At 69.7% G+C, this 20,284-nt stretch carries 18 protein-coding genes and 1 tRNA gene; 9 read left to right on the top strand and 10 right to left on the bottom strand.

The window, feature by feature from the left end:
• The first annotated feature begins 200 nt into the window (after nt 1-200).
• The 3 genes from AAEX60_RS03250 to AAEX60_RS03260 all read left to right on the top strand — a co-directional run bounded on the left by AAEX60_RS03250 (nt 201) and on the right by AAEX60_RS03260 (nt 2,538).
• A complete protein-coding gene (locus AAEX60_RS03250; protein WP_342101195.1) occupies nt 201-818 on the top strand; it encodes a metallophosphoesterase family protein in 618 nt (205 codons plus the stop codon).
• 89 nt (nt 819-907) lie between these two features.
• Nucleotides 908-1,252 carry a TraR/DksA family transcriptional regulator gene (locus tag AAEX60_RS03255; protein ID WP_342101196.1) on the top strand — a complete coding sequence of 115 codons (345 nt, stop codon included), beginning with the start codon at nt 908-910 and terminating at the stop codon, nt 1,250-1,252.
• 35 nt (nt 1,253-1,287) lie between these two features.
• Nucleotides 1,288-2,538 carry a glycosyltransferase gene (locus AAEX60_RS03260; protein WP_342101197.1) on the top strand — a complete coding sequence of 417 codons (1,251 nt, stop codon included), beginning with the start codon at nt 1,288-1,290 and terminating at the stop codon, nt 2,536-2,538.
• A gap of 590 nt (nt 2,539-3,128) precedes the next feature.
• On the opposite strand, the gene AAEX60_RS03265 is transcribed toward AAEX60_RS03260, so the two are convergent.
• Entirely contained in the window at nt 3,129-3,554 is a 426-nt protein-coding gene (locus tag AAEX60_RS03265; RefSeq protein WP_342101198.1) for a GNAT family N-acetyltransferase, read from the bottom strand.
• A gap of 149 nt (nt 3,555-3,703) precedes the next feature.
• Here AAEX60_RS03265 and AAEX60_RS03270 point away from each other — a divergent pair, with 149 nt between their 5' ends.
• The 4 genes from AAEX60_RS03270 to AAEX60_RS03285 all read left to right on the top strand — a co-directional run bounded on the left by AAEX60_RS03270 (nt 3,704) and on the right by AAEX60_RS03285 (nt 8,099).
• Nucleotides 3,704-5,710 carry an NAD(P)H-binding protein gene (locus tag AAEX60_RS03270; protein ID WP_342101199.1) on the top strand — a complete coding sequence of 669 codons (2,007 nt, stop codon included), beginning with the start codon at nt 3,704-3,706 and terminating at the stop codon, nt 5,708-5,710.
• Nucleotides 5,711-5,848: 138 nt separating this feature from the next.
• The gene (locus AAEX60_RS03275) at nt 5,849-6,589 is read left to right on the top strand and encodes a helix-turn-helix transcriptional regulator (protein ID WP_342101201.1); all 741 of its coding nucleotides are present in this window, start codon (nt 5,849-5,851) and stop codon (nt 6,587-6,589) included.
• 77 nt (nt 6,590-6,666) lie between these two features.
• A complete protein-coding gene (locus AAEX60_RS03280) occupies nt 6,667-7,488 on the top strand; it encodes a VOC family protein (RefSeq protein WP_342101202.1) in 822 nt (273 codons plus the stop codon).
• A 170-nt stretch (nt 7,489-7,658) separates the two neighbouring features.
• Nucleotides 7,659-8,099 (top strand): VOC family protein, encoded by a 441-nt coding sequence (locus AAEX60_RS03285; protein WP_342101203.1) that lies wholly within the window; start codon nt 7,659-7,661, stop codon nt 8,097-8,099.
• 232 nt (nt 8,100-8,331) lie between these two features.
• Here AAEX60_RS03285 and AAEX60_RS03290 read toward each other — a convergent pair.
• From AAEX60_RS03290 to AAEX60_RS03320, 7 genes are all read right to left on the bottom strand, one after another.
• A tRNA-Pro gene (locus AAEX60_RS03290) sits at nt 8,332-8,407 on the bottom strand.
• Between the two features lie 169 nt (nt 8,408-8,576).
• A complete protein-coding gene (gene yidD / locus AAEX60_RS03295) occupies nt 8,577-8,855 on the bottom strand; it encodes a membrane protein insertion efficiency factor YidD (RefSeq protein ID WP_342101205.1) in 279 nt (92 codons plus the stop codon).
• Between the two features lie 11 nt (nt 8,856-8,866).
• Nucleotides 8,867-9,574 carry a type 1 glutamine amidotransferase domain-containing protein gene (locus AAEX60_RS03300; protein WP_342101207.1) on the bottom strand — a complete coding sequence of 236 codons (708 nt, stop codon included), beginning with the start codon at nt 9,572-9,574 and terminating at the stop codon, nt 8,867-8,869.
• A 347-nt stretch (nt 9,575-9,921) separates the two neighbouring features.
• Entirely contained in the window at nt 9,922-10,755 is an 834-nt protein-coding gene (locus AAEX60_RS03305; protein ID WP_342101208.1) for an alpha/beta fold hydrolase, read from the bottom strand.
• Between the two features lie 111 nt (nt 10,756-10,866).
• Nucleotides 10,867-14,142, bottom strand: a complete 3,276-nt coding sequence (gene lysX, locus AAEX60_RS03310; RefSeq protein ID WP_342101209.1) for a bifunctional lysylphosphatidylglycerol synthetase/lysine--tRNA ligase LysX — start codon at nt 14,140-14,142, stop codon at nt 10,867-10,869.
• A gap of 326 nt (nt 14,143-14,468) precedes the next feature.
• Nucleotides 14,469-15,920, bottom strand: a complete 1,452-nt coding sequence (locus AAEX60_RS03315) for a hypothetical protein (RefSeq protein WP_342101210.1) — start codon at nt 15,918-15,920, stop codon at nt 14,469-14,471.
• The gene (locus AAEX60_RS03320; protein ID WP_342101211.1) at nt 15,902-16,717 is read right to left on the bottom strand and encodes an Fpg/Nei family DNA glycosylase; all 816 of its coding nucleotides are present in this window, start codon (nt 16,715-16,717) and stop codon (nt 15,902-15,904) included. Before AAEX60_RS03320 ends, AAEX60_RS03315 begins: the two co-directional genes overlap by 19 nt.
• Nucleotides 16,718-16,925: 208 nt before the next feature.
• On the opposite strand from AAEX60_RS03320, the gene AAEX60_RS03325 reads away from it, so the two are divergent.
• Nucleotides 16,926-17,147: a hypothetical protein gene (locus tag AAEX60_RS03325; protein ID WP_342101213.1), complete on the top strand. Its 222-nt coding sequence runs from the start codon at nt 16,926-16,928 to the stop codon at nt 17,145-17,147.
• 159 nt (nt 17,148-17,306) lie between these two features.
• Here the strand turns inward: AAEX60_RS03325 and AAEX60_RS03330 are convergent, their stop codons facing one another.
• Complete coding sequence (locus AAEX60_RS03330; protein ID WP_342101214.1) at nt 17,307-17,762, bottom strand: ribose-5-phosphate isomerase; 456 nt, start codon at nt 17,760-17,762, stop codon at nt 17,307-17,309.
• 53 nt (nt 17,763-17,815) lie between these two features.
• Here AAEX60_RS03330 and AAEX60_RS03335 point away from each other — a divergent pair, with 53 nt between their 5' ends.
• Nucleotides 17,816-19,084, top strand: coding sequence for a GNAT family N-acetyltransferase (locus AAEX60_RS03335; protein WP_342101216.1), 1,269 nt, complete (start codon nt 17,816-17,818; stop codon nt 19,082-19,084).
• Between the two features lie 75 nt (nt 19,085-19,159).
• On the opposite strand, the gene AAEX60_RS03340 is transcribed toward AAEX60_RS03335, so the two are convergent.
• Entirely contained in the window at nt 19,160-20,119 is a 960-nt protein-coding gene (locus tag AAEX60_RS03340; RefSeq protein WP_342101218.1) for a hypothetical protein, read from the bottom strand.
• Nucleotides 20,120-20,284 lie beyond the last annotated feature (165 nt).

A 20,284-nucleotide genomic window follows, 5' to 3' on the forward strand; every position in this document is an offset into this window, starting at 1 on the left:
GATCAGCCATGCCACTGCCAAGGACGCCGACCGGGGTGAATGGCGGGGTCGCCGTGCACGAATCGCCGGACGGGCCGCTGGCGGCGTGGCCCGCCCGCCCCCCATGCCGACGAGCCGTCCAGCGACGCCAATTCGCTGGTCGCATGGATGGCCGGCCAGTAGCGTGGAGGCGAGCCCCACTGCCGTCGAAGGAAGCGCCCATGGCCGACATCAGGATCACCTCGGACACCCATCTGGGGCATCGGCTGGTGGCCGGCCTGCGGGGTTTTGACGACGTCGCTGCCCACGATGACCGGATCATCGGCAATCTGGCCGAGGGCGCCACCGAGGACACGGTGTGGTGGTTCCTGGGCGACATCGTGTTCGGGGACCGGCCCGCGGGCCTGCGCAGGCTACGGGAACAGGTGCCGGGCCGCAAGCGGCTGGTGCTGGGCAACCATGACCCGATCCATCCGTACTACGCCCGGCAGGCCGACTGGGAGCCCTGGCGGGAGACCTTCGAGCAGATCCACCTGCACGCCAAGATTCGGCACGACGGCTTCCGGCTGCTGCTCACCCACTTCTCCTACGAGGGATTCCACCCCAACGACGACCGTTTTGCGCAGTGGCGGCTGCGGGACAACGGGGCCGTCGCGGTGCACGGCCACACCCATGGCCAGGAGCGCACCACCCGCTCCACCCAAGGGTCCCTGCAGGTACACGTCGGGCTGGACGCCTGGCACCTGCGGCCGGTGACCCCCGACGAGATCCTGGCCGACCTGGCGCGACACGAGGACCTGAGCAGTCTCAGGAGCCGGCAGACGAACCTTCGGCTGTGAGCCCCGTTTCCCGCGAAGCAATCTGCAACAGATTCATCCGCGCAGGTCGACCGGCCGCTGCACTCCGGCCGACGAGCTATGGTCGGTGGATGTCCGAGCAGCCATTCACCGAGTCCACCGCCCGTGCGGAGCTGAGCGCAAAGGCCACCGAACTGCGAGCCCAGATCGCCGAGCTCACCCGACCGGTCGAGGGCGGCGCCACCATCGGCTTCGGCAAGCGGATCGGCGAGGGCACCACCCAGGCCATCCAGCAGATGGCGGACGCCTCCACCGCACACACCCTGGCCGAGGTGCTGGACCAGGTGGAGCGCGCCCAGGCGAAGTTGGACCAGGGCACCTACGGCCGGTGTGATGACTGCCAGGGCCCGATCGGCGAAGCCCGGCTGGAATTCCGCCCATGGTCCACCCGGTGCGTGGAGCACGCCGACGGGTAGCCGTCGCGGCCAACCGACGCGGATAGCCTGAGGGCATGTTCGTGATGCTGGCCCTGGGCTCCCGGGGCGACGTCCAACCGATGGCCACCCTGGCCGGTGCCCTCACGGCCGCCGGGCACCGGGCGCGAGTGGTGGCCCTGGCCGAGTTCCAGCCACTGGTGACGGCGCTGGCACCCCGCGCCGAGTTCATCCCCGTCGACGCCCGGCTGCAGGACGCCCTGGACCGCAGCCCCGCCCAGGATCTGTTGACCAGGTCATTGGGCGGGCAGTACCTGCTGCTGCGGCGCTGGACCGCGCAGGTTGCCCCACGGATGGCCGACGTGTTGCTGGATGCGATTCAACCGGGCGACACCCTGGTGACCGGTGTGCTGACTCGCGGCGCGGCGATGGCCTGTGTCGCCGGGATCGGCTGTCGACTGGCCACCGTCCTCTACACCGGGCAGCTGCCGACGCTGCACCGGGAGAGCTTCCTGGCTCCGCAGTACTTCACCGGCTGGCAGCCCTATGACCGGTGGGGCACCCGCATCAGCTGGGAGCTGTCCACATCCCTGGGGTCGGCGCTGACCGCGGCGGTGCGACACCGGGTGGGGCTCCCCCGGCGGGGCTCCGGGAGCATCACCCGGTTGGCCGATCAGCACCTAATCATCCTGGCCGCCAGCCCCCTGCTGGTGCCGCCCGCGCCGGACTGGCCAGCCTCCGTGCGCCAGACCGGCTACCTGGCCCCCGCCCCTTCCGCCTGGAACCCGTCGGCGGAATTGGCGGGCTTCCTGGAGCGTCGGCCGGTCTTCGTCGGATTCGGCAGCTTCACCCAGTTCACCCAGGATCGGGACCTGGACGCCCTGCTCACCGCGGCCCGTCTCGCCGGCCGACCGCTGGTCACCCTGGCCCCGCCCGCGATTGCGCCCGGGCCACTGTCCGACGACGTGCTGGCGATTGGCCCGACGCCCTTCGAGCACCTGTTCGGGCTGGTCAGTGCCACCATTCACCACGGCGGTTCCGGCACCGCCCACGAGGCGCTGCGCAGCGGACGGCCCACCGCCGTCGTGCCGTTCGGCGTGGACCAGCCCTTCCACGCCGCCCGGCTGCGTGCGCTCGGGCTGGGCCCCGAGCCCGGCCGGCTGCGACGCAACCGGCTGGACGTGGCCGACCTTGCCCGGTTGGTCAGCGAACTGACCACGGGACCCCGGGCTGAGGGCTACGGCGCACGGGCCCGGGCGGTGGGTGCCGCAGCCCGTCGCGAGCACGGCCTGGCCCGCACCGTGGAAGTGCTCACCATGGGCGTCTGACCGCCCGCTGACCCACCAACCCGTCGGGGCCCATCGGGCACCACGAGTCCCCTTCTCCAAGAGCTCATCTCACTGGCCTCACTGGCTCACCACCGGCTGGACCACGGCCCCAACCCGGGCAACCCGGGCGATGGACCCCAGATGCTCGGCCGGATCGCCGCCCTCACGGACCCAGCGGAGGCCGCCCTTCAGCCCGCTTCCCAGCGAGGCGGTGCGCTGAGCCCGGCTGATCCCCGCTCCAGGAGTGGGCTGCTCCGGGCACCCACAACAAATGCGGCAGGTCAGTTGTCCAAGCGCCTCTTGGGGCCCTTGGACAACTGACCTGCCGCATTTGTTGTGTTCGTCCTCGAGAGCCCTCCCCACGTCTCATCCACACAGCGCAGCACAGGACGGACCACGGGGCCACGTCGTGGCCGCGGCGACGAGTGCGGGCCCCTCGGGGTACGCGGAGTCGCCTCTTGACCCTCGATGGAATCGCCAACCCACTCCGAGGACCCGGCCGGGCCGGCAGGTGGCGCACATCGTGCCGAAGGAACAAGTGGCCGCACAGCTCACCAGCAGTCAGCGGCCCAATGATCCTCGGAAGTCGGTCAGGTGAAGCGCACGAAGGCTCGCCCGGGCAGGGCGGTGCCCAGCTGCGTGAAGCCCAGGGACTCGTAGAAGGCCTTCTGCCCGGGTTGCTCGTCGGTGATCAGCACGTGCTGGCGGACCTGGGTGTAGGGCGCAAAGGCCTCCTGCACCAGCCGTCGCCCCAGGCCCTGACGTCGTGCCTGCGGGTGGACCAGGACGTCCTGCAGGTAGCAGATGGTGGCGCCGTCGCCGATCACCCGCGCCAGGCCAACCAGCGTGCCGTCCGCGTGGGCCAGCACCACTCGCAGCGATCCGCGCAGGCCAGTGATCAGCTGCTCCGGATCCCTGGTGTAGGCGGTCCAGCCGACCGAGTCATACAGCGCGACGACGGACTGGGTGTCGAGCCCGACGCGCGGCTCCCAGACGGACAGGGTTGCTGATGGCATGCGACGAGCCTAGGCGCGCCGAGCCCCGGCATACTCGCCATTTCTTGCCGTCGCGGGGCGCTCATTCCGGCCGGGCCGTGTCCCCGTCGCCACTTGTGTCACGTCAACGGCGTGCTTGACTGGGCTCCGACCACCCACGAGGGAGCGCCATGACCGACCACCTTTCCACCCGCACCATCGTGCTCGGAGCGGGCCCCGTTGGTCTCGCCTCGGCCCTGCTGCTGGCCGATCTGGGGCACCGGGTCAGCGTCCACGAGGCCAAGCAGGATCTGGATCTGTCGGCCACCAACAGCTACCCCATCGGTGTCAATCCGCGAGGTCAGGAGGCACTTCGCCGTATCGATCCCGCCCTGCTGCAAGAGCTGCGGGACAACGGTGAGGTGGTCGAAGCCTTCCACATCTACAACGGCACGCGTCGGGTGGCCCGATTGGAGAGCGGCACGCTGGTGGCAACCACCCGCGCCTTCCTGACCCGCATCCTGCTGGAGCGGGTCCAGCAGCACCCGTCCATCGAGTACCTGCCGGGCCATGAGCTGACCGGGCTCGACCTGGCAGACCGCACGCTCACCTTCACCCGTCCCGAGGGTATGGAGGTGGTCGTCGACGCCTCCGACGCCCGGGTTCTGGCCGCCGACGGCGTCTGGTCGACGGCGCGTCGTGCACTCGCAGAGCAGGTGCCGGGTTTCACACCGAAGGAGGGCACTTGGGGTGTCCGGTTCCGGATGGCCTACTCCCAGCCGGGGGCCGGCGCACCCGGGCTCGATCCGGCCGTGCACCACATCTTCGCCTCGAAGGGCATCTACACCTCGACCCTGGCCGACGGCGTCTGGGGCGTGGCGCTGACCGCGATCGAGGGCGACCCCAATGAAGGCCTGCTGCTCTCGAGCGAGGCGAGCGAGCCCAACATCCGCGCCTTGGCGTCGCACGTCGCGCAGCACGCCCCGCTGGCCACTCCCCTCCTGGACCACGACGACTACGCCGCCTACTTCCAGCGCAAGCCCTTCGGAGGCGCCGTGGTGGTCTGCAACCAGCTGGCCTTCGACGAGTGGCTGCTGCTGGTGGGCGATGCCGCGCACAGTGTCCTGCCGCCCACCGGGGAAGGGGTCAATTCCGGACTGGAGGACGCCTGCCTGCTGGCCGAGCACGCCGCGACGGGTTCCGCATCCTGGTTCGCCGACTTCGAGGCGGCCCGGCTGCCCGATCTCGACGCGCTGGGCGAGTACGCCTGGACGCTGAAGGACAACATCGGCAGCAACGATCCAGCCCGCTCGGGCGCCAACGTCGTATTGCGCATCGTCGACGCCATTGCCGCTCGCCTGCACCTGCCCAGCGAGCAGGTGGAGGCCCGGCTCTTCGGGCCCGCTGCGGATCGCACGCCCTACCGCGAGGCCATCGGGCCGTGGATCCACCAGCGTCGTGCGCTCTACCCCGGTGTACGTCGGGTGGTCGGCGCGGTACGCCGGGTGACCGACTCGTTGGGCAGGGAACGTCGAGACCACAGCTGCTTCCAGCAAGGACTCACCACACCGAACGGAGAGAACATGAAGATCACCATCGTCGGAGGATCACAGGGCACTGGACGCGCGCTTGCCGAACAAGCCCTCACGGCGGGCCACGAGGTGACGGTGGTCACCCGCTCGGGAACCGCGCCCGAGGGAGCCGTCGTGGTTTCCGGTGACGCCACCAACCCGGAGGTGGCTCGCCAGGCCGTCACCGGTGCCGACGCGGTGGTGGTGACCGTCGGCGGCTCGAAGGATTCCCCACGGGCACGCACCGACGTGACCCGGAGCGTGGTCACCGCCATGCAGCAGGCCGGCGTCGACCGGCTGGTGGTGCAGACCTCGCTCGGGGCCGGTGACTCGGCCACGCAACTACCCTGGCTGCTGGCCAAGATCACCCCGGTGATGCTCAAGCAGCCGCTGACCGACCACAACGCGCAGGAGGACGTGGTGCGCGGCTCCGGGCTGCGGTGGACCATCGTGCGGCCCGCGGGGCTGACCAACAAGCCTGCCACCGGGCGGTGGAAGAGCCTGCGGCATGACCAGCCGGGCACCTTGGGCGGACGCATCGCCCGCGGCGACGTCGCGGCCTGCATACTGGATGCGTTGACCGACGAGTCGACGGTCGGCGCGCAGCTCGGCGTCAGCGGCGCCTGAGCCACGCACCGTCGGTGGGACTGCCCCCAGGGTGGTGGGCGGAATTCCCCGGCGTGGCCGGGCAGCCGGTTCGGCCGAATTCTGGTGATGATCTCGCCCGGCCCTCGTGATGGGCTCCCGACGGGTAGCGTGTGCCACGTGCCCGAGATTCGGATGCCCACCTTGCCGCCGCGGTCCGTCGAGCAGGTCGCACGTCTTGTCCAGGAACACCATTGCGACGGCATCGTCGTGCAGGACCTTGCCGATGCTGCCGGCTACAGCCGCCACCACTTCAGCCGGGCCTTCAAGGCCTCGATTGGTGTCTCTCCCGGCGCCTACCTTGCTGCTGTCCGGATCGAGACGGCCAAACGACTACTGCTTTCCGAGAGTTGCGCGGTGATCGACGTGGCCGCGGAGGTTGGATTCGACTCGCTGTCCAGCTTCACTCGTCGTTTCGCGACGACGGTGGGCACCACGCCCGCACGCCTACGGCAGCTGGCGCAGCAGCTGGAACACTCTGCCGTGGCCCCGTTCGCGCTGAGCGCCCCAGGCCAGCCAGCCGTCGCAGTCACCCTGGTGCTCCCCGAAGGAGTCAAGGATACCTGCCGGCTCTGGCTGGGGTGGTACCCCACCCCAGCCCCGATCGGTCTCCCAGCCGCGGGACAGCTGGGTGAGTACGACGAGCCGGTCCGCCTGCCTCTGCACCCCGGGGCGCCGTGGCTGCTGGGCTTCGCCGTCGAGGAATCCGACGACCACCTGCACGAACTCGCCCCGGCCTGGCCCGTCATCGCACGACACGACGCCCCCATCACCCGGCCCGGCGCGGTGACGCTAACCTTCCGCCGCGCCAGCGTCGACGACATCCCCTTGCTGAGCGCCCTGCCGGCGCTGGCCAAGTGAGCACATCGGGACAAAGATCGACCGATCTCGCTGCCTAGCGTTGGGGATGTCAACACCGACAACCGATGGAGGACACCATGACCCGCACCACCGGAACCCCCACCTGGCTGGACCTCGGCACCACCGACCTCGAGGGCGTCAAGCCCTTCTATACCGAACTGTTCGGCTGGCAGTTCGACGATGCCGGCGCCGACTTCGGCCATTACAACATGATCACCAAGGACGGCGGACTCGTCGGCGGCATGATGGACTTCGCCAACTACCCCACCGACGGCAGCGTCCCCGCCCCCGCAGACGACCAGAAGAGCGCCTGGGATGTCTTCCTTGCCGTCGACGACGTCGACAAGCGACTCGACCTGGCCACCGCCCACGGCGCCACCGTCCTGTTCCCCGCCAGCGACGTGGGCCCCGCAGGCCGCTGCGCCACCATCGCGGACCCGACCGGAGCCACCATCGCCATGTGGCAGGCCGGGGACACCGAGGGTTATGCCTTCACCGGGCAGCCCGGCACCCCGGTCTGGTTCGAACTGATGACCCAGGACTTCGAGGCCGCCAAGGCCTTCTACACCGCCGTCTTCGACTTCGATCCCATCGCGATGGAGACCCCGATGGAGGACGGTGCCCAGACCGATGCGGCCACCTACGTCACCAACGGTCCCGAGGCCGAGGCCTCCAGCGGCATCTGCAATGCCGCCGGCTTCGTGCCCGCGTCAGAGGGGTCCTGGTGGCGGATCTACTTCGCCGTCGACGGCTGCGACCAGGCCGTCGAGACCGTGCAGCGGATGGGCGGCAAGCTCCTCGACGGGCCGGAGGACTCGCCCTTCGGACGGATCGCCACCGTCGCCGACCCGACGGGCGCCAGCTTCCAGCTCTGCTCCCCGAGCGAGGCCGTGCACTGACTGCCTCAGCCTGACTGGCACTCCCGGTCGGCCTCCCCAGGAGTCGGGAGGCCGACCATCAGCGCGCTCGGGCGCCGTGTCACGCGATGATGGGTTGAGCACATTCGGACAACCATGCCCTGCGAAGACGGCCTAGCGTGGAGAGCACCCGAGCTGAACAGGAGAAGCACATGGCCACACGCATTGAGAATGTTGGCATCGTCGTTCAAGACCTCGAGCTCGTCCGCGACTTCTTCGTCGCACTTGGTCTCGAAGTCAAGGGGGAAGCACAGGTTCACGGGCCATGGGTCGACCTGACCTTGGGGCTCCGCGACGTCGAGTCCCGGATCTGTCTGCTGGGCTCGGACGAATCCGACGCGCAGATCGAGCTGCAGCAATACGTCACTCCCACGCCCATCCCTGCAGCGACGGGCGGCATCCCGAACGTTGTGGGCCTGCACCGAGTGTCACTCCAGGTCGCCAACCTTGAAGGTCACGTCGTTCGACTTGCGGAACAGGGCTACGGGCTGCGCGGCGAAGTCGCTCGGTACGCCGACGAGTGGCACCTCTGCTACCTCATTGGCCCTGAGAACCTGCTCGTCATGCTCTTCGAGCCCATCTCCCCTGCGTGACCCTGGGATTCCATCATCCGTCATCCGCCCGATCTCAAAGATCTGCTTCCTGGTCCAGTTTCGGTGGCCGATGACGATGCCGGGGCGATGGCTCTCGATGGCTCTCGATGGTGTGCTTCGTGTTGGAGGTCGAGTCGAGAGCGCTGCTCCCGATGCGGGTCGCGCCGCGACAATTGCTGATGAACAGTGAGGCCCCAGCCTAGACCGATTCCCGGGCTGACTAGGGCCTTGGTGGTCGGGGCGACAGGACTCGAACCTGCGGTCTCCTGCTCCCAAAGCAGGCGCGCTAGCCACTACGCTACGCCCCGGAATCCGCGGCCCCGGGGTCTCCCGTCGGGGTGCGAACCGTTCAAGTCTAGACGACGGGACTTCCCGAGACGTAATCGAATCGCCCACGTCATTCAGCCCGGCGTCGGCGCGCACTGTGGGCTGCGGCTCAGGGCCCAGCACAGGTCCCTGGCCGCAGCCACCGTCAGATCAGAACCTGAACGGAATCGGGATGGGGCCGCAGCAGCAGACCCCCTCCACCCGAACATTCGAGCCACGCAGCCCAGCGGCGGACCGGGCGCAGGTGGCGAACTGGCGAGCCGCCGGGCCCACCGAGCGGAGAGCCCCATGGGCCACCAGACTGTCGCGGATCACCGTCGAGCAGGTGCCGTGCCCGGCCACACCGGACGCACAGCGCCAACCCTTGCGGGGCGAGAGGCTCGCCCGGTAGCCCTCCACCAGTCGCAATGCAATGGAATCAATCAGCATGACAGCTCCTCTCAACGACGCTTGGCCAGCAGGCTGACGACGGCCTTGGCCACCCCGGTGGCCGACATCGGATTCTGGCCGGTGACCAGATTCCCGTCGGTCACAACCTTCTCCGCCATCGGCCGCAGCGCCTTGGTGTACTTGGCGCCGCGCTCCTTCAGCTCGTCCTGCAACTTGTAGGGGACGACGTCATCGCGCTGGGCCAGCTTCTCCTCGGCCCAACTGAAACCGGTCACCTTGCGCCCCTTCAGCAGCGGCTGACCCGCCACCTCGGCCTGCAGCAGCCCGGCCGGGCCGTGGCACACGGCCGAAACCACTTTCTCCTGGCTCCAGAACTCAGCCACCAGCTCGGCCAGGTGAGCGTCGTCGAAGTCGAACATGGTGCCGTGACCGCCGGTCAGGTAGATGGCGTCGTAGTCCTCGGCGCGCACCTGGCGCACCGACTTGGTGCCGCGCAGCCGGTCCATGAACTCCCGGTCGCGGTATCGCTTGCCGGTCTCGCCCAGCGCCAGCACCGGCGGCATCAGGCTCTCGGGGTCCAGCGGCACGTCACCGCCCGCGATGCTGACCACGTCCACCTCATGTCCGGCCTTCTCCGCCACGTCGACGAAGTGGGTCAGCTCCCCCAGCCACAGTCCGGTGCGATACCCGCACGCCTGGTACTCCGCGACGCTGGTGACGATGGCCAGAATCCGGCCGTGCTTCTTCTTGCCGAACATGCAAACCTCCTGATCGGTTGGGTACACCACGCTAGCCATCGCTCCCCGGCCGGAACCCACCCTTTGGGTGGAAATGCTCCCTCTGAGAGCGAACAGGTCGGCAGGCACCCTGCAGATGTTGCTCACCAGTCGCCGTGACAGGCGATGCTCCGCGGCGCTGCGCCAGAACGATGGGCGCCCAAGCGCACCACTGCGCACCATTCGCAGGGTTGGAACCGAGCGGCTACGCCATGGCAGCAGTCGGGATGTGCTCGGAGGCTTCTGGCTGCTCGGCGCGTGACAAGACAGGCCCGGCTCTCATCAGGTCAGGCCCACCGGGGACAGGGCCCGCCCAGCCTCTGCCGGGATCAGGAAGGGCGGACCGCGTGGATCGCGTCGACAATCACGTCGGGCCGGTCCAGCATCATCAGGTGCTTGGAATCCGGCACCACCACCTGGCGCGCGCCCAACAGGTGCGCCAGACGCTTCTGGGTGGCGACCCACCTGCCGTCCTCCGCATCGGCTGCGCTGAGCACCACCGTCGGGACGCCGGGCCACGGGTAGCGCGGACGCAGCTGCAACAGGTCCCAGCCCTGGCGCTCATAGGCCATCGACTCTGCCACCCCCATCGCCAAGGAGTCCGCGTCCCGGTAGATTGCCGGGATCCGGCCGTAACCCAGCTTGGAGAACTCGTGATTGGACTGCAGATAGGTGCCGAAGCGGAAGGTCATGCCGGCCAGGCGATTGAGGCTGAGCGCATCCACCACCCGTCCCACCCGCCGGGCGATGGTGGGCGCCGGGAGATCCGGCCGGGTGGCGTACCACTCCACCGAGCCGTCCACCAGAACCACGCCGGAGACCAGATTGGGCCGGATCCGGGCCAATGCCTCGGCATGGAAGGCGGCCATGGAATGCGCCACCAGCACCGCCCGGGTGATCCCGCGCTGGTCCAGCAGCTCCGCCAGGCTGGCCACCTCCTCCGCCAGCCGGGGCAGGTGCCCGGGCCAGCGGGTTCTGCCCATCCCGGGCCGGTCGTAGGACAGCACCCGGACACCGGGCAGCAGGCCAATCAGATCCCGCCAGAACTCCATCGCCAGCCCACACCCGCTCATCAGGACGACGGCGGGGTCGGTGCCCTCGCGCTCGCGCCAGTGCATCTCCCGGCCCGCGCACCGGACGACGTGCCCCTTGGGTTCAACCATTGCCTTCTTCTTTCCTGACATCGACGGGATCCGCCGACGGTTGCGCGGCCTCGACAAGCTCGACCACCGTTGCTGCAAACTCGGCCACCGCGGTTGCGCCGCCCACCAAAGTTAGCGCCGGGGGCGAACCAGCGGAAAGGTGATCGTCTCCCGGATGGACCCGCCGGTGAGCAACATCACCAACCGGTCCAGCCCGATCCCCAGACCACCCGTCGGGGGCATGCCGTACTCCAGGGCCTGCAGGAAGTCCTCGTCGATCTCCATCGCCTCCGGATCCCCATCGGCGGCCAGCAGCGACTGCTCGGTGAGCCGCTGGCGCTGGATCACGGGGTCCACCAGCTCGGAATAGGCGGTGCCCAGCTCCGAACCGAAGACCACCAGGTCCCACCGTTCGGCCAGCCGCTCGTCGTCGCGGTGGGGCCGGGTCAGCGGCGACAGTTCCGCGGGGAAGTCACAGAAGAAGGTGGGCGCGACGGTCCGCTTCTCACACAGGTGGTCGTAGAGCTCCTCCAGCACGGCGCCGCGGCCGGCCCGGGGTTCGACGTCGATGCCCAACCGGCCGGCAAAACCGGCCAGCACCTCGCGTGGAGTCTCGACGGTGACCTGCTCCCCCAGCGCCTCGGAGATCGCGTCGTGCACGCTGATCCAGCGCCACGGCTCGGCCAGGTCCACCTCCTGCACCACACCGTCGGCACCGTGCCCCCGGACCACCGTGGAGCCGGTGGCCTCCAGCGCCGCCCGTCGGACCATCTCCTCGGTGAGCTCCCGCATGGTGTGGTAGTCGCCGTGGGCCTGGTAGGCCTCGATCACGCTGAACTCCGGGTTGTGGGTGGCGTCGGCCCCCTCATTGCGGAAGTTCCGCCCAATCTCGAAGATCCGGTCCGCACCGCCCACCATCAGCCGCTTCAGGTACAGCTCCGGCGCGATCCGCAGGTAGAGGTCCAGGTCATAGGCGTTGATGTGGGTGCGGAAGGGTCGGGCATTGGCGCCGCCGTGGATGGTCTGCAGGATCGGCGTCTCCACCTCCAGGTAGTGGTGGTCCAGCATGGTCTGGCGCACCGCCTGGATGGCGTGGCTGCGCTGGGCCAGGCGCTGCCTAGTGGCGGGGTTCACAATCAGGTCCAGGTAGCGCTGGCGCACCAGCGCCTCCGGGTCGCTGATGCCCTTGTGCTTGTCCGGCAGGGGTCGCAGGCACTTGCTGATCAGGGTCCAACTCTCCACCAGCAGGCTGGCGGTGCCGGTACGGGAGCTGCCACACACACCGGTGAAGGCCATCTGGTCGCCCAGATTGCTGTCCTGGTCAAAGCGACGCAACTCCTCGCGCCCCAACCGGCCGGCGTCCAGCAGCATCTGGGCACCCCCGGACCAGTCCTGGATCCGGACGAAGCACACCCCGCCATGGTCACTGACGCCGATGATCCGCCCCGCGACGGTGATCCGCTCCCCCACCCGCTGGCAGACCGCCGCACAGGCAGAGTCAACACCGCTGTGCACCGGGTAGGGCTGCTGCCCCGACGCCAGCAGACTGGCCCGCTTGGCCAACCGCCCCCGCATCTGTTCCGGCACCCGGGCCGGCGGCAACTCCACCAGCGGCCGGGCCAGGAAGGCCGCCACCGCCGGATCCTCCCGGCTGACCAGGGGCTGCTCCGGTTCGGGCAGCGGATTGGCCCAGTCAGGCAGGTCCAGGAAGCCCTCGGCCAGGCCCATCGCGGCCCCCACCTGACCAATGTCGGCGGCGTCCTCGTAGGCCATCAGCCGCGGCTGCCACAGCGGGGCGTACTTCACATTGGAGCGGTAGAGCTGCTCGATCTGGAACCATCGGGAGAAGACCATCAGCACCCGACGCTTGGCCCGGTCCAGCGCGGTGGCGCCCACCCGCTCGCCCTCCTCAAAGGCGCTGCGGAAGACCGCGAAGTTCAGCGACACCCGCCGCCAACCCCGCTCCCGGCCGGCCGCCATCAGCCCGGCCACCATGAGTTCTGTCACCCCGTTCTCCGCCGACGGGTTGCGTCGCATCACGTCCAGGGAGAGCCCGTCGCGGCCCCAGGGGACGAAGGAGAGCAGGCCGGCGGTGGATTCCGGCTGACCAGAAGCCTCCGGGAAGACGGCCTGGACCAGCACGCACTGCCCGTCCAGCGGGTCGCCCAGCCGGTTCAGGGCCATCGAGAAGCCGCGGTCCTCGCCGTCACGCCAGGCCTCCGCCAGGCCAATCAGGTGGGCCAGCTCCGGTTCCGGGATCTCGTCGTGCCGGCGAACCCGCACGCGATAGCCGGCGTTCTGCAGCCGGGTGACCGCGGCCCGCACCGAGCGCAGCTCGCGGGAATCCAGGTCGAACACCTCGGGGCGCAGGATCGCCTCGTCACCCACCCGGATCACCCGCAGCCCGGCGGCCGCATAGGCCTGGGCGCCGTCCTCGGAGGCGCCGACCACGCCGGGGGTCCAGCCGTAGGTGTGACACAGGTCCAGGTAGGCGGTAATCGCACCGTCCCAGTTCTCCCGTCGGCCAATCGGGTCGCCGGCGGCCAGGCAGACCCCCAGCTGCACCCGGTAGGCGATCGCGGCACGCCGACCGTTGCTGAAGACGATCTGCTTGTCCCGACGGGTGGCGAAGTAACCCAGCGAGTCCTCCGGGTTCTCCGCCAACAGCTGGCGCAGCTCCAGCTCGTCGGTCAGGCTGGTGGCCCCCACCGAACGCTGCGAGCGCAGCAACACCAGCAGCGCGGCGAGCAGGCTCAGGCCCATCAGCAGCCCGACCAGGCTCTGCACCCAGCCGGGCACCATCCGGGGCATGGCCGCATTGGGGCCGTAGACCAGGTGTTGGATGATGCTGATCAGCCGGGAGCGCGGGCGCCCGGTCTGGCCGGTCATCATCCCCAGCAGGTAGCCGACCGCCATCGAGGCGGCGATGCCGAGCACGGCGGTGAGCACCGCGCTGCGCAGATTCCCGGGATTCAAGCGCGCACTGAACTGCTCGCGATTGGTCACCAGCAGCCAGAGCAGTCCCGACATCGGGACGATGCTGAAGACATATTCCAGGAGGTCCGCATTGAGGCCCTCGGTGAAGGGCGCGCCATGGGCCAGGCTGATGAAGATCGTGACCCATGCCAGGGCCGACGCCAGCCACCACAGCCCCAGCCAGCCGGTGGCCATCCACCAGGCCACCCGTTTGCGGCGCATCAACGAGGCCCCGATGATGCCGAACAGCACCGCCAGCCCGAAACCCCCGAAGTCCACCGGGAAGACCAGGGCGCTGAAGGCTCGCACGGCGGCCCGCACCCAGTGCGTCCCGCGGAAGACCTCCCGCAGCAGCACCAGGAAGGCGGCGACGTAGAAGACCCGAGACAACAACTGGGGAACCCTACGGCCCTTGGGAATCGCGACTGGCATGCCTACATCTTGCTCCCCACTAGGGCCGCGACCATCATTCCGGCCGTAATGGACTGGTGAACCAGCCCTGGGGCGCAGGGGATTCATGCCATGGTCTGACCCGGGGCCATCTCCCGGATGGCATGCCTCGACGCCCGTTGGGGCCGCCCCGGCCAATCCGGTCTGGCCCCCGCACCGCAGTGGCCGGGTCAATCACCCATGCTGGCTGCGCCCCACGAGCACGACGGCCGCGCCCACCGCGAGGACGACTGAGCCCACCGGCCACGCCCACCCCGACGATGCCGCGCCGCGCCCCGACGATGGCTGGGCCCGTCGAGGCCGCCGGGTCACCAGAGCAACCAGGCCAACACCTCGTCGCCGCAGCGTTCGGCCAGCAACCGGGCCCGGGCATCCTCGCGTACCCGGGCCAGCGGCACGGGCCAGCGCTCCACCTCCCAGTGCTCCGGCAGGTTCCCCGTCGCAGCCCAGATCAAGGCCCGGGTGAGCTGGCCGACGCTGTTGCCGGGCAGCCCAGCACCCAGCAGCGCGGCCAGTCGACGGGTCTGGGCGGGGATCTCGTCGACGGGGCGCAGGGCCAGCAGCTCGGTGCGGATGATCGCCTCGTTCACGGCCCGCTCGGCCTCGGCCCTGCCCGGAACCTGGCCGGCAGGCAGCGGCAGCTTGGGCTCGCCACCGGCCAGTCGGCTGGCCAGCGTCGCGTGCAGGATGCAGGTCAGGGCGCCGGGCTGCAGCGGCACCCGGGCTGCCAGCTCCGGCAGGGCTTCCACCAGCTCCGGGGCGCCGTGGGCCATCACCTCGTCGGCCACCGCGGCCAGGCCCAGCGGATCCACCGGCCCGGGGTGCGCCGCCAGCTCCTCCACCGCCTCCGTGACCAGGGTGCCGGGGGCCTCCCCCAGGTGCCCCAGCGCCTGGGCGCGCCCCAGCAGGAAGACCTCGTGCGCCGCCAGAGCGCGCGGATCACGGTGCGCCAAGCCCTGGGCGGCCGGCACCAGATGGCACCAGACCAGGTCATCGGCCCAGGCCAGCTCGACGTCGGTGGTCCCCCGCCCCGCGTGCACCTGCGCCAGATGGACCCCCTCGTGGGCGGTGAGGTAGGTGACCGCCTCGTCCTGCAGCACCTGGATCCCGGCGGCCTCGATCGCGGCGTCGGGCAGGCTCAGGGTGACCTCCTCCTGGGGATCCAGCAGCACGGTGCGCTCCGGCCACCAGGACGGCAGAGTGGCGGCCTGGGTGCGCTCGTCGGGCAGCCAGTCGGCACGCCAACTGACCTGGTAGCCGGCGTGCGGGGTGCCGGCCGGCCCCAGCCGGACGGGCAGGTCGGTGAGCCAGCACTGGTCCTCGCTGAGCCGGCTGCGGCCCCGCAGCTGGGTGAAGGTCAGCAGCTTGCCCTCGGGGTGGGCGACGTCCAGGCTGATCTGCCCCTCGGCCCCCGCCAGCCAGCGTCGCGCCGGCCAGGCGGGGGTGAACTCCAAGCGCGCCGGCGGCACGCTCAGCTCGACGTCGGTGAGGTTGACCAGCTGGATCCGCAGACTCCAGGTGTCGTCGAAGACCTGCCGCACCACCGCGCGGGCCTGCAGGGCCCCGTCGGACTCCAGGATGAAGTGCTGCTCAATCTCGTCCAGCAGCAGCTCGGTGCGTTGGTGCACCCACGGCGGGTTGAAGCGAACCGCCAGACCCCGCACCACCGGGCGGCCGTCCAGGCTCACGGTTGGCAGGCTGCCATCGGCCGCGACGGTGATCTCCAGCCCTCCCCACCGGATCAGCGTCGGCGCTGGCATTTTCCGCACCAGTAGAGATTGCGACCCTCCAGCTCGGCCACCCGGACCGCGCTGCCACAGACCAGGCAGGGCTGACTGGCCCGACGGTAGACGTAGACCTCGCCCCCGTGGCGGTCCACCCGGGCGGGCCGTCCCTGCGCCTCGGGGCCGTGCTGGTCAAGCACGGTGTCAATCCTGCCAACCTCCACCCCGGCGCGCATCAGCACCACCAGGTCCGCCCAGATGGCCTCCCAGGTGGCGCGGCGCAACTGGTTGCCCGGCGTGGTGGGGTTCACGTGGTGGCGGAAGAGCACCTCGGCCCGGTAGATGTTGCCCACCCCGGCGGTGATCCGCTGGTCCATCAACAGTGACGCGATGCTCCGCCCGGAACGGTGGATCCGCTGCCAGGCGATCTCCGGGTCCGCGTCGGGCCGGATCGGGTCCGGACCCAGCCTGGCGATCTGGGCCGCCTGCTCCGACGCGGTGATCAGCCGGCACAGTTGTGGGCCGTGCAGGTCAGCCGCCACCTGACCGTCGGTGATCCGCAACCGGACCGCACCGCGGGGTTCGGTCAGCGGGGCGAAGAAGAGCTTGCCGATCAGACCCAGATGGATGTGCACGAGGCGCTCCGGGTGCAAGCTCTCGAAGCCGATGAACAGGTGCTTGCCACAGGCGCTGGCCTCTTGCAGGACGTGGCCGTCCAGACCGGCGGCAGCCCCGGCGAAACGCCCCTGCGGGGAACTGACCGCCACCGGCTTGCCCCCGAAGTTGGCCATGGTGGCCAGCGCCAGCCGATGGATCACATGCCCTTCCGGCATCCACACCTCCCTGTCCCTGCACCCGGTGACCCGTGATGCACCGCGTACCCGTCCTGCACCTCGCGGCTCGCCCTGAACCTGTTCGGCTGTCCTGCACCTGGTGGCCCGTTATGCTCGCGTACCCGTCCCGCGCCGCGTGGCTCGTCCCGAACCTGTTGGCCTGTCCTGCCATCTGGTGGCCTGACTGGTTCCTTCTAGACTGGCACGCATGAGCACTGAGCGCACCGGGTCCGGCACCGCCCCCGGCAATTCCCGTGGTCAGGGCGGGCATGGGCCGCGGGAGTTCGGGCGCGACGGCACCTCCGGGATCCTCACTCCGGACCGTGCCGTGCGGGCCCGGGAGGTGAGCCGCCCCCAACCCGCCGATCTGGCCCGAGCCACCCAGGTGCTCGATTCGTTGCTGGCCCGGGCGTCGGGTCGGCGTCGCTGACCGACACCCACCGCGAGTTCTGCTGAGAACAGCTGCAGAACAAGGGGGCAACGCGATGGTTGCGTCGGCCCCCCGTCCAGCATCTGCTCTCAGTGGCGCCCCAGCGGTCTGACCACCCTCTGGCGGCCCTTCCAGCGGTCCACCGCCCGGTCCTGGATTTCAGGCGCGGTGAGCGACCTCGTAGTCGGTCATCTTCTGCACCCGTCGGGCATGGCGGGCCTCCTGGGTGAAGGGCTGGGCGAGGAAGGCATTGACGATCTCCAGCGCCTCCTCGTTGCCGGTGAACCGGCCGCCCAGGGAGATCACGTTGGCATTGTTGTGCTCGCGGCCCAGCGTGGCGATCTCGGTGTTGTAGGCCAGGATCGCGCGGCAGCCCTTGACCCGATTGGCGGCCAGCTGCTCCCCATTGCCCGATCCGCCCAGCACGATGCCCAGGCTCTCGGGGTCGGCAACGACGGCCTCGGCGCACGGGATGCAGGTGTCGGGGTAGTCATCCTCCGCGTCGTAGGCGGCGGCGCCGTGGTCAACCACGTCGTGCCCGGCGGCGGTCAGCTGCTCGCGCAGGTATTCCTTGAGTTCGAAGGCGGCATGGTCGGTGGCAATGTGAACGCGCATGGCCCCACTATTTCAGATGCGTCGGGGGTCTCCGATTCGTTAGGTTCGTTGCCGTGGACGAGCGCTATCACTTCGACGAACGGATTGCCCAGGGCGAGCTGGACGACGCGGCCCGCGGGTGGCTGCGGGCCGTGCGGTTCGGCTTCAATGAGAAGCACTCCGCCGAGGAGAACCTGCAACGCTGGTGGGCCACCTGCTGCGCTGACCGGACGCGGCTGCGGTGGGTCCAGCGCGCCCCACAGATGGCCGGCCTCGGGCTGGACGAGGTTCCCGTCGCGACCCTGGCCAGCCTCACCCGCCACCTCAATGTGGGCGAAGAACGGCTGGACTGCCACTACATCACCGACGTCACGGTCCGGGCCACCGACCGACGTCGGGGCCTGCTGCGTCGGCTGATCACCGACGACCTCACCGCGGCCCGCGAGTCCGGGCTGGCTGTGGCCTCCCTCACCGCCAGCGAGGGCGGGATCTATGGTCGCTTCGGCTTCGGCGTCGCTATCACCCGGCAGCGGGTCGACGTGGACACCGGCCTGCGTTTCGTCCTGCGACCGGAATCCGCCCAGCTGGCCGACACCTGCCAGGTGGAGCAGGCCGACCCCCTCGTCTGCTCCGAGCTGGTGCAGGACCTGCACCGACGCTTCCTGGCCTCTTTCCGCGGGGCACACCAAACCATGAACTACCACGCCAGCCTCCACTCCGGAGAGTGGGACTGGGAGACCATGGCCCCGCACACCGGGATGCGGGCCGCCCTGGCCTTCGTCGACGACGAGCCCCGTGGGGCGGTGAGCTACCTGGTGGAGGACCAGACCGCGCGAGTGGTGGACCTGGTGGCGCTGGACGGAGCCGCCGAGCTGGCGCTGTGGCGCTACCTGGCCGGCCTGGACCTGGTCGACACCGTGCGCTTTGCGAACCTGCAGGAGGGCAGCGCGCTGCGCCCGGCGCTGGTGGACCACCGGGTGGTGAACACCGTCGCGGAATCAGACCAGATCTGGCTCCGCCTGCTGGACGTGCCCGCTGCCCTGCTGGCGCGCGGCTGGGAGCACGACGGCCAGATCACGCTGGCCGTCACAGATCCGCTGGAGCTGTCCCCCGGCTGCTGGACGCTGACCATCCGCGACGGCCAGCCCACGCTGGAGCCGGCCGAACGTACCGCCGCCCAGGTCACCCTGGGGATCGACGCCCTGGCCGAGCTCTACCTGGGCACCGCACCCGCGCCGGTGCTGGCCAGCGCCGGCCGGATTGCCGGTGACCCCGCGGCGGTGGGCAGGTTGGGACGGATGTTCGCGGTGACCCATCCGGCCGCCAACCTGGTCTTCTTCTGATCCGGCACCCGTCCTGCGGCCCCGGCTACCCGCGCCCCTGCAGGAGTTGCGTCTCAGCCCTCGCAGAAGAAGCGCTCAGCCTGCACACGGGGGTTTTCGCCGCCTGCGGGAGCGGTGATCGGCAACGCTCGCAGGGGTGGGTTCCGGCGGGAAGCCCAAGTCCCGTCGACGGCGGGCCATGACGGCGGCCAGCCGGCCCATCACCTTGCCCTCCTCGTCCATCATGGGCGTGGTGACGGGGAAGTAGGTCCAACCCTCCGCCACCAGCCCGGTGATTCGCTCCTGGTCTGCATAGAACGTGGCCGGATCGGTGTGGAAGGCGACCGACTGGACCTCCATCGCAATCTTGAGATCTGGCATTCCCACGTCCAGCACCATCCGCACTCCGCCGATCATGACCGGGAGGTTCCCCACCCAGCCAGTGATCTGATGGTCGTACAGCATCATGTGCCAACGGCGTTCCGCATGTGACCACGGATTCTCCCGGCTGTTGTCCACCGCGAAGCGCCTCAGTTCGGTGCCGGTCCGGCGGGACATCGAGTCCAGCGCGCCCTGGATCTCCACCAGGCTCGCCTCCCCCCGGCGCAGTGCCTCGTCGATGGCGTCCCCACCGTCCCGCTCGGCCAGCCAGACCGCGGTCCATGAAGGATGGGTCCAGCGCATTCCGTCCTTTTCCACCATGTGGTCCAGCGGGAGTTTCACCCGGTGGATTCGGACCCCGGCCGCAGGTCTGGTGTAGCGGGGCAGGATCACGTCGATCTCACCCGCCTGATGCTCGGGCCAGTACCCGAGCCGGGCCGCGGCATCCCCCGTGATGATGGCATCCGGCCGCCAGAGCATCACGGCCCGCACCCGCACGTCGAAGTCCCCGGCCACACCGGCCGCCGCAATCACGCCCGGCAGGATGCGCACCACCTCCTTCTTCGGTGAGCGCAGCATCCAGTCGATGGATCCACGCAAGTCCGGATGATCCGCCCGGCGCAGCACCCCGCCATTGGACGCCAGCAGCGCCCTGACCTCATCTGTCCCCCGCATGCCCAGCAGTGTGTGCAAGAGGCGGCGATTCGTGTCACCCGGCCGGGCGCCTGTGGACAACTCCTCGAGAGCACCCGGACTGTGGACAACCCTGCATATGTTGTTCATCAGCCGCTGTTCCCGGCATGCCGTGGGTCGGTTGAGGCGTGGCACGCCCACTATGAC

The organism is Luteococcus sp. H101 (assembly GCF_038433155.1).
GTDB lineage: Bacteria > Actinomycetota > Actinomycetes > Propionibacteriales > Propionibacteriaceae > Luteococcus.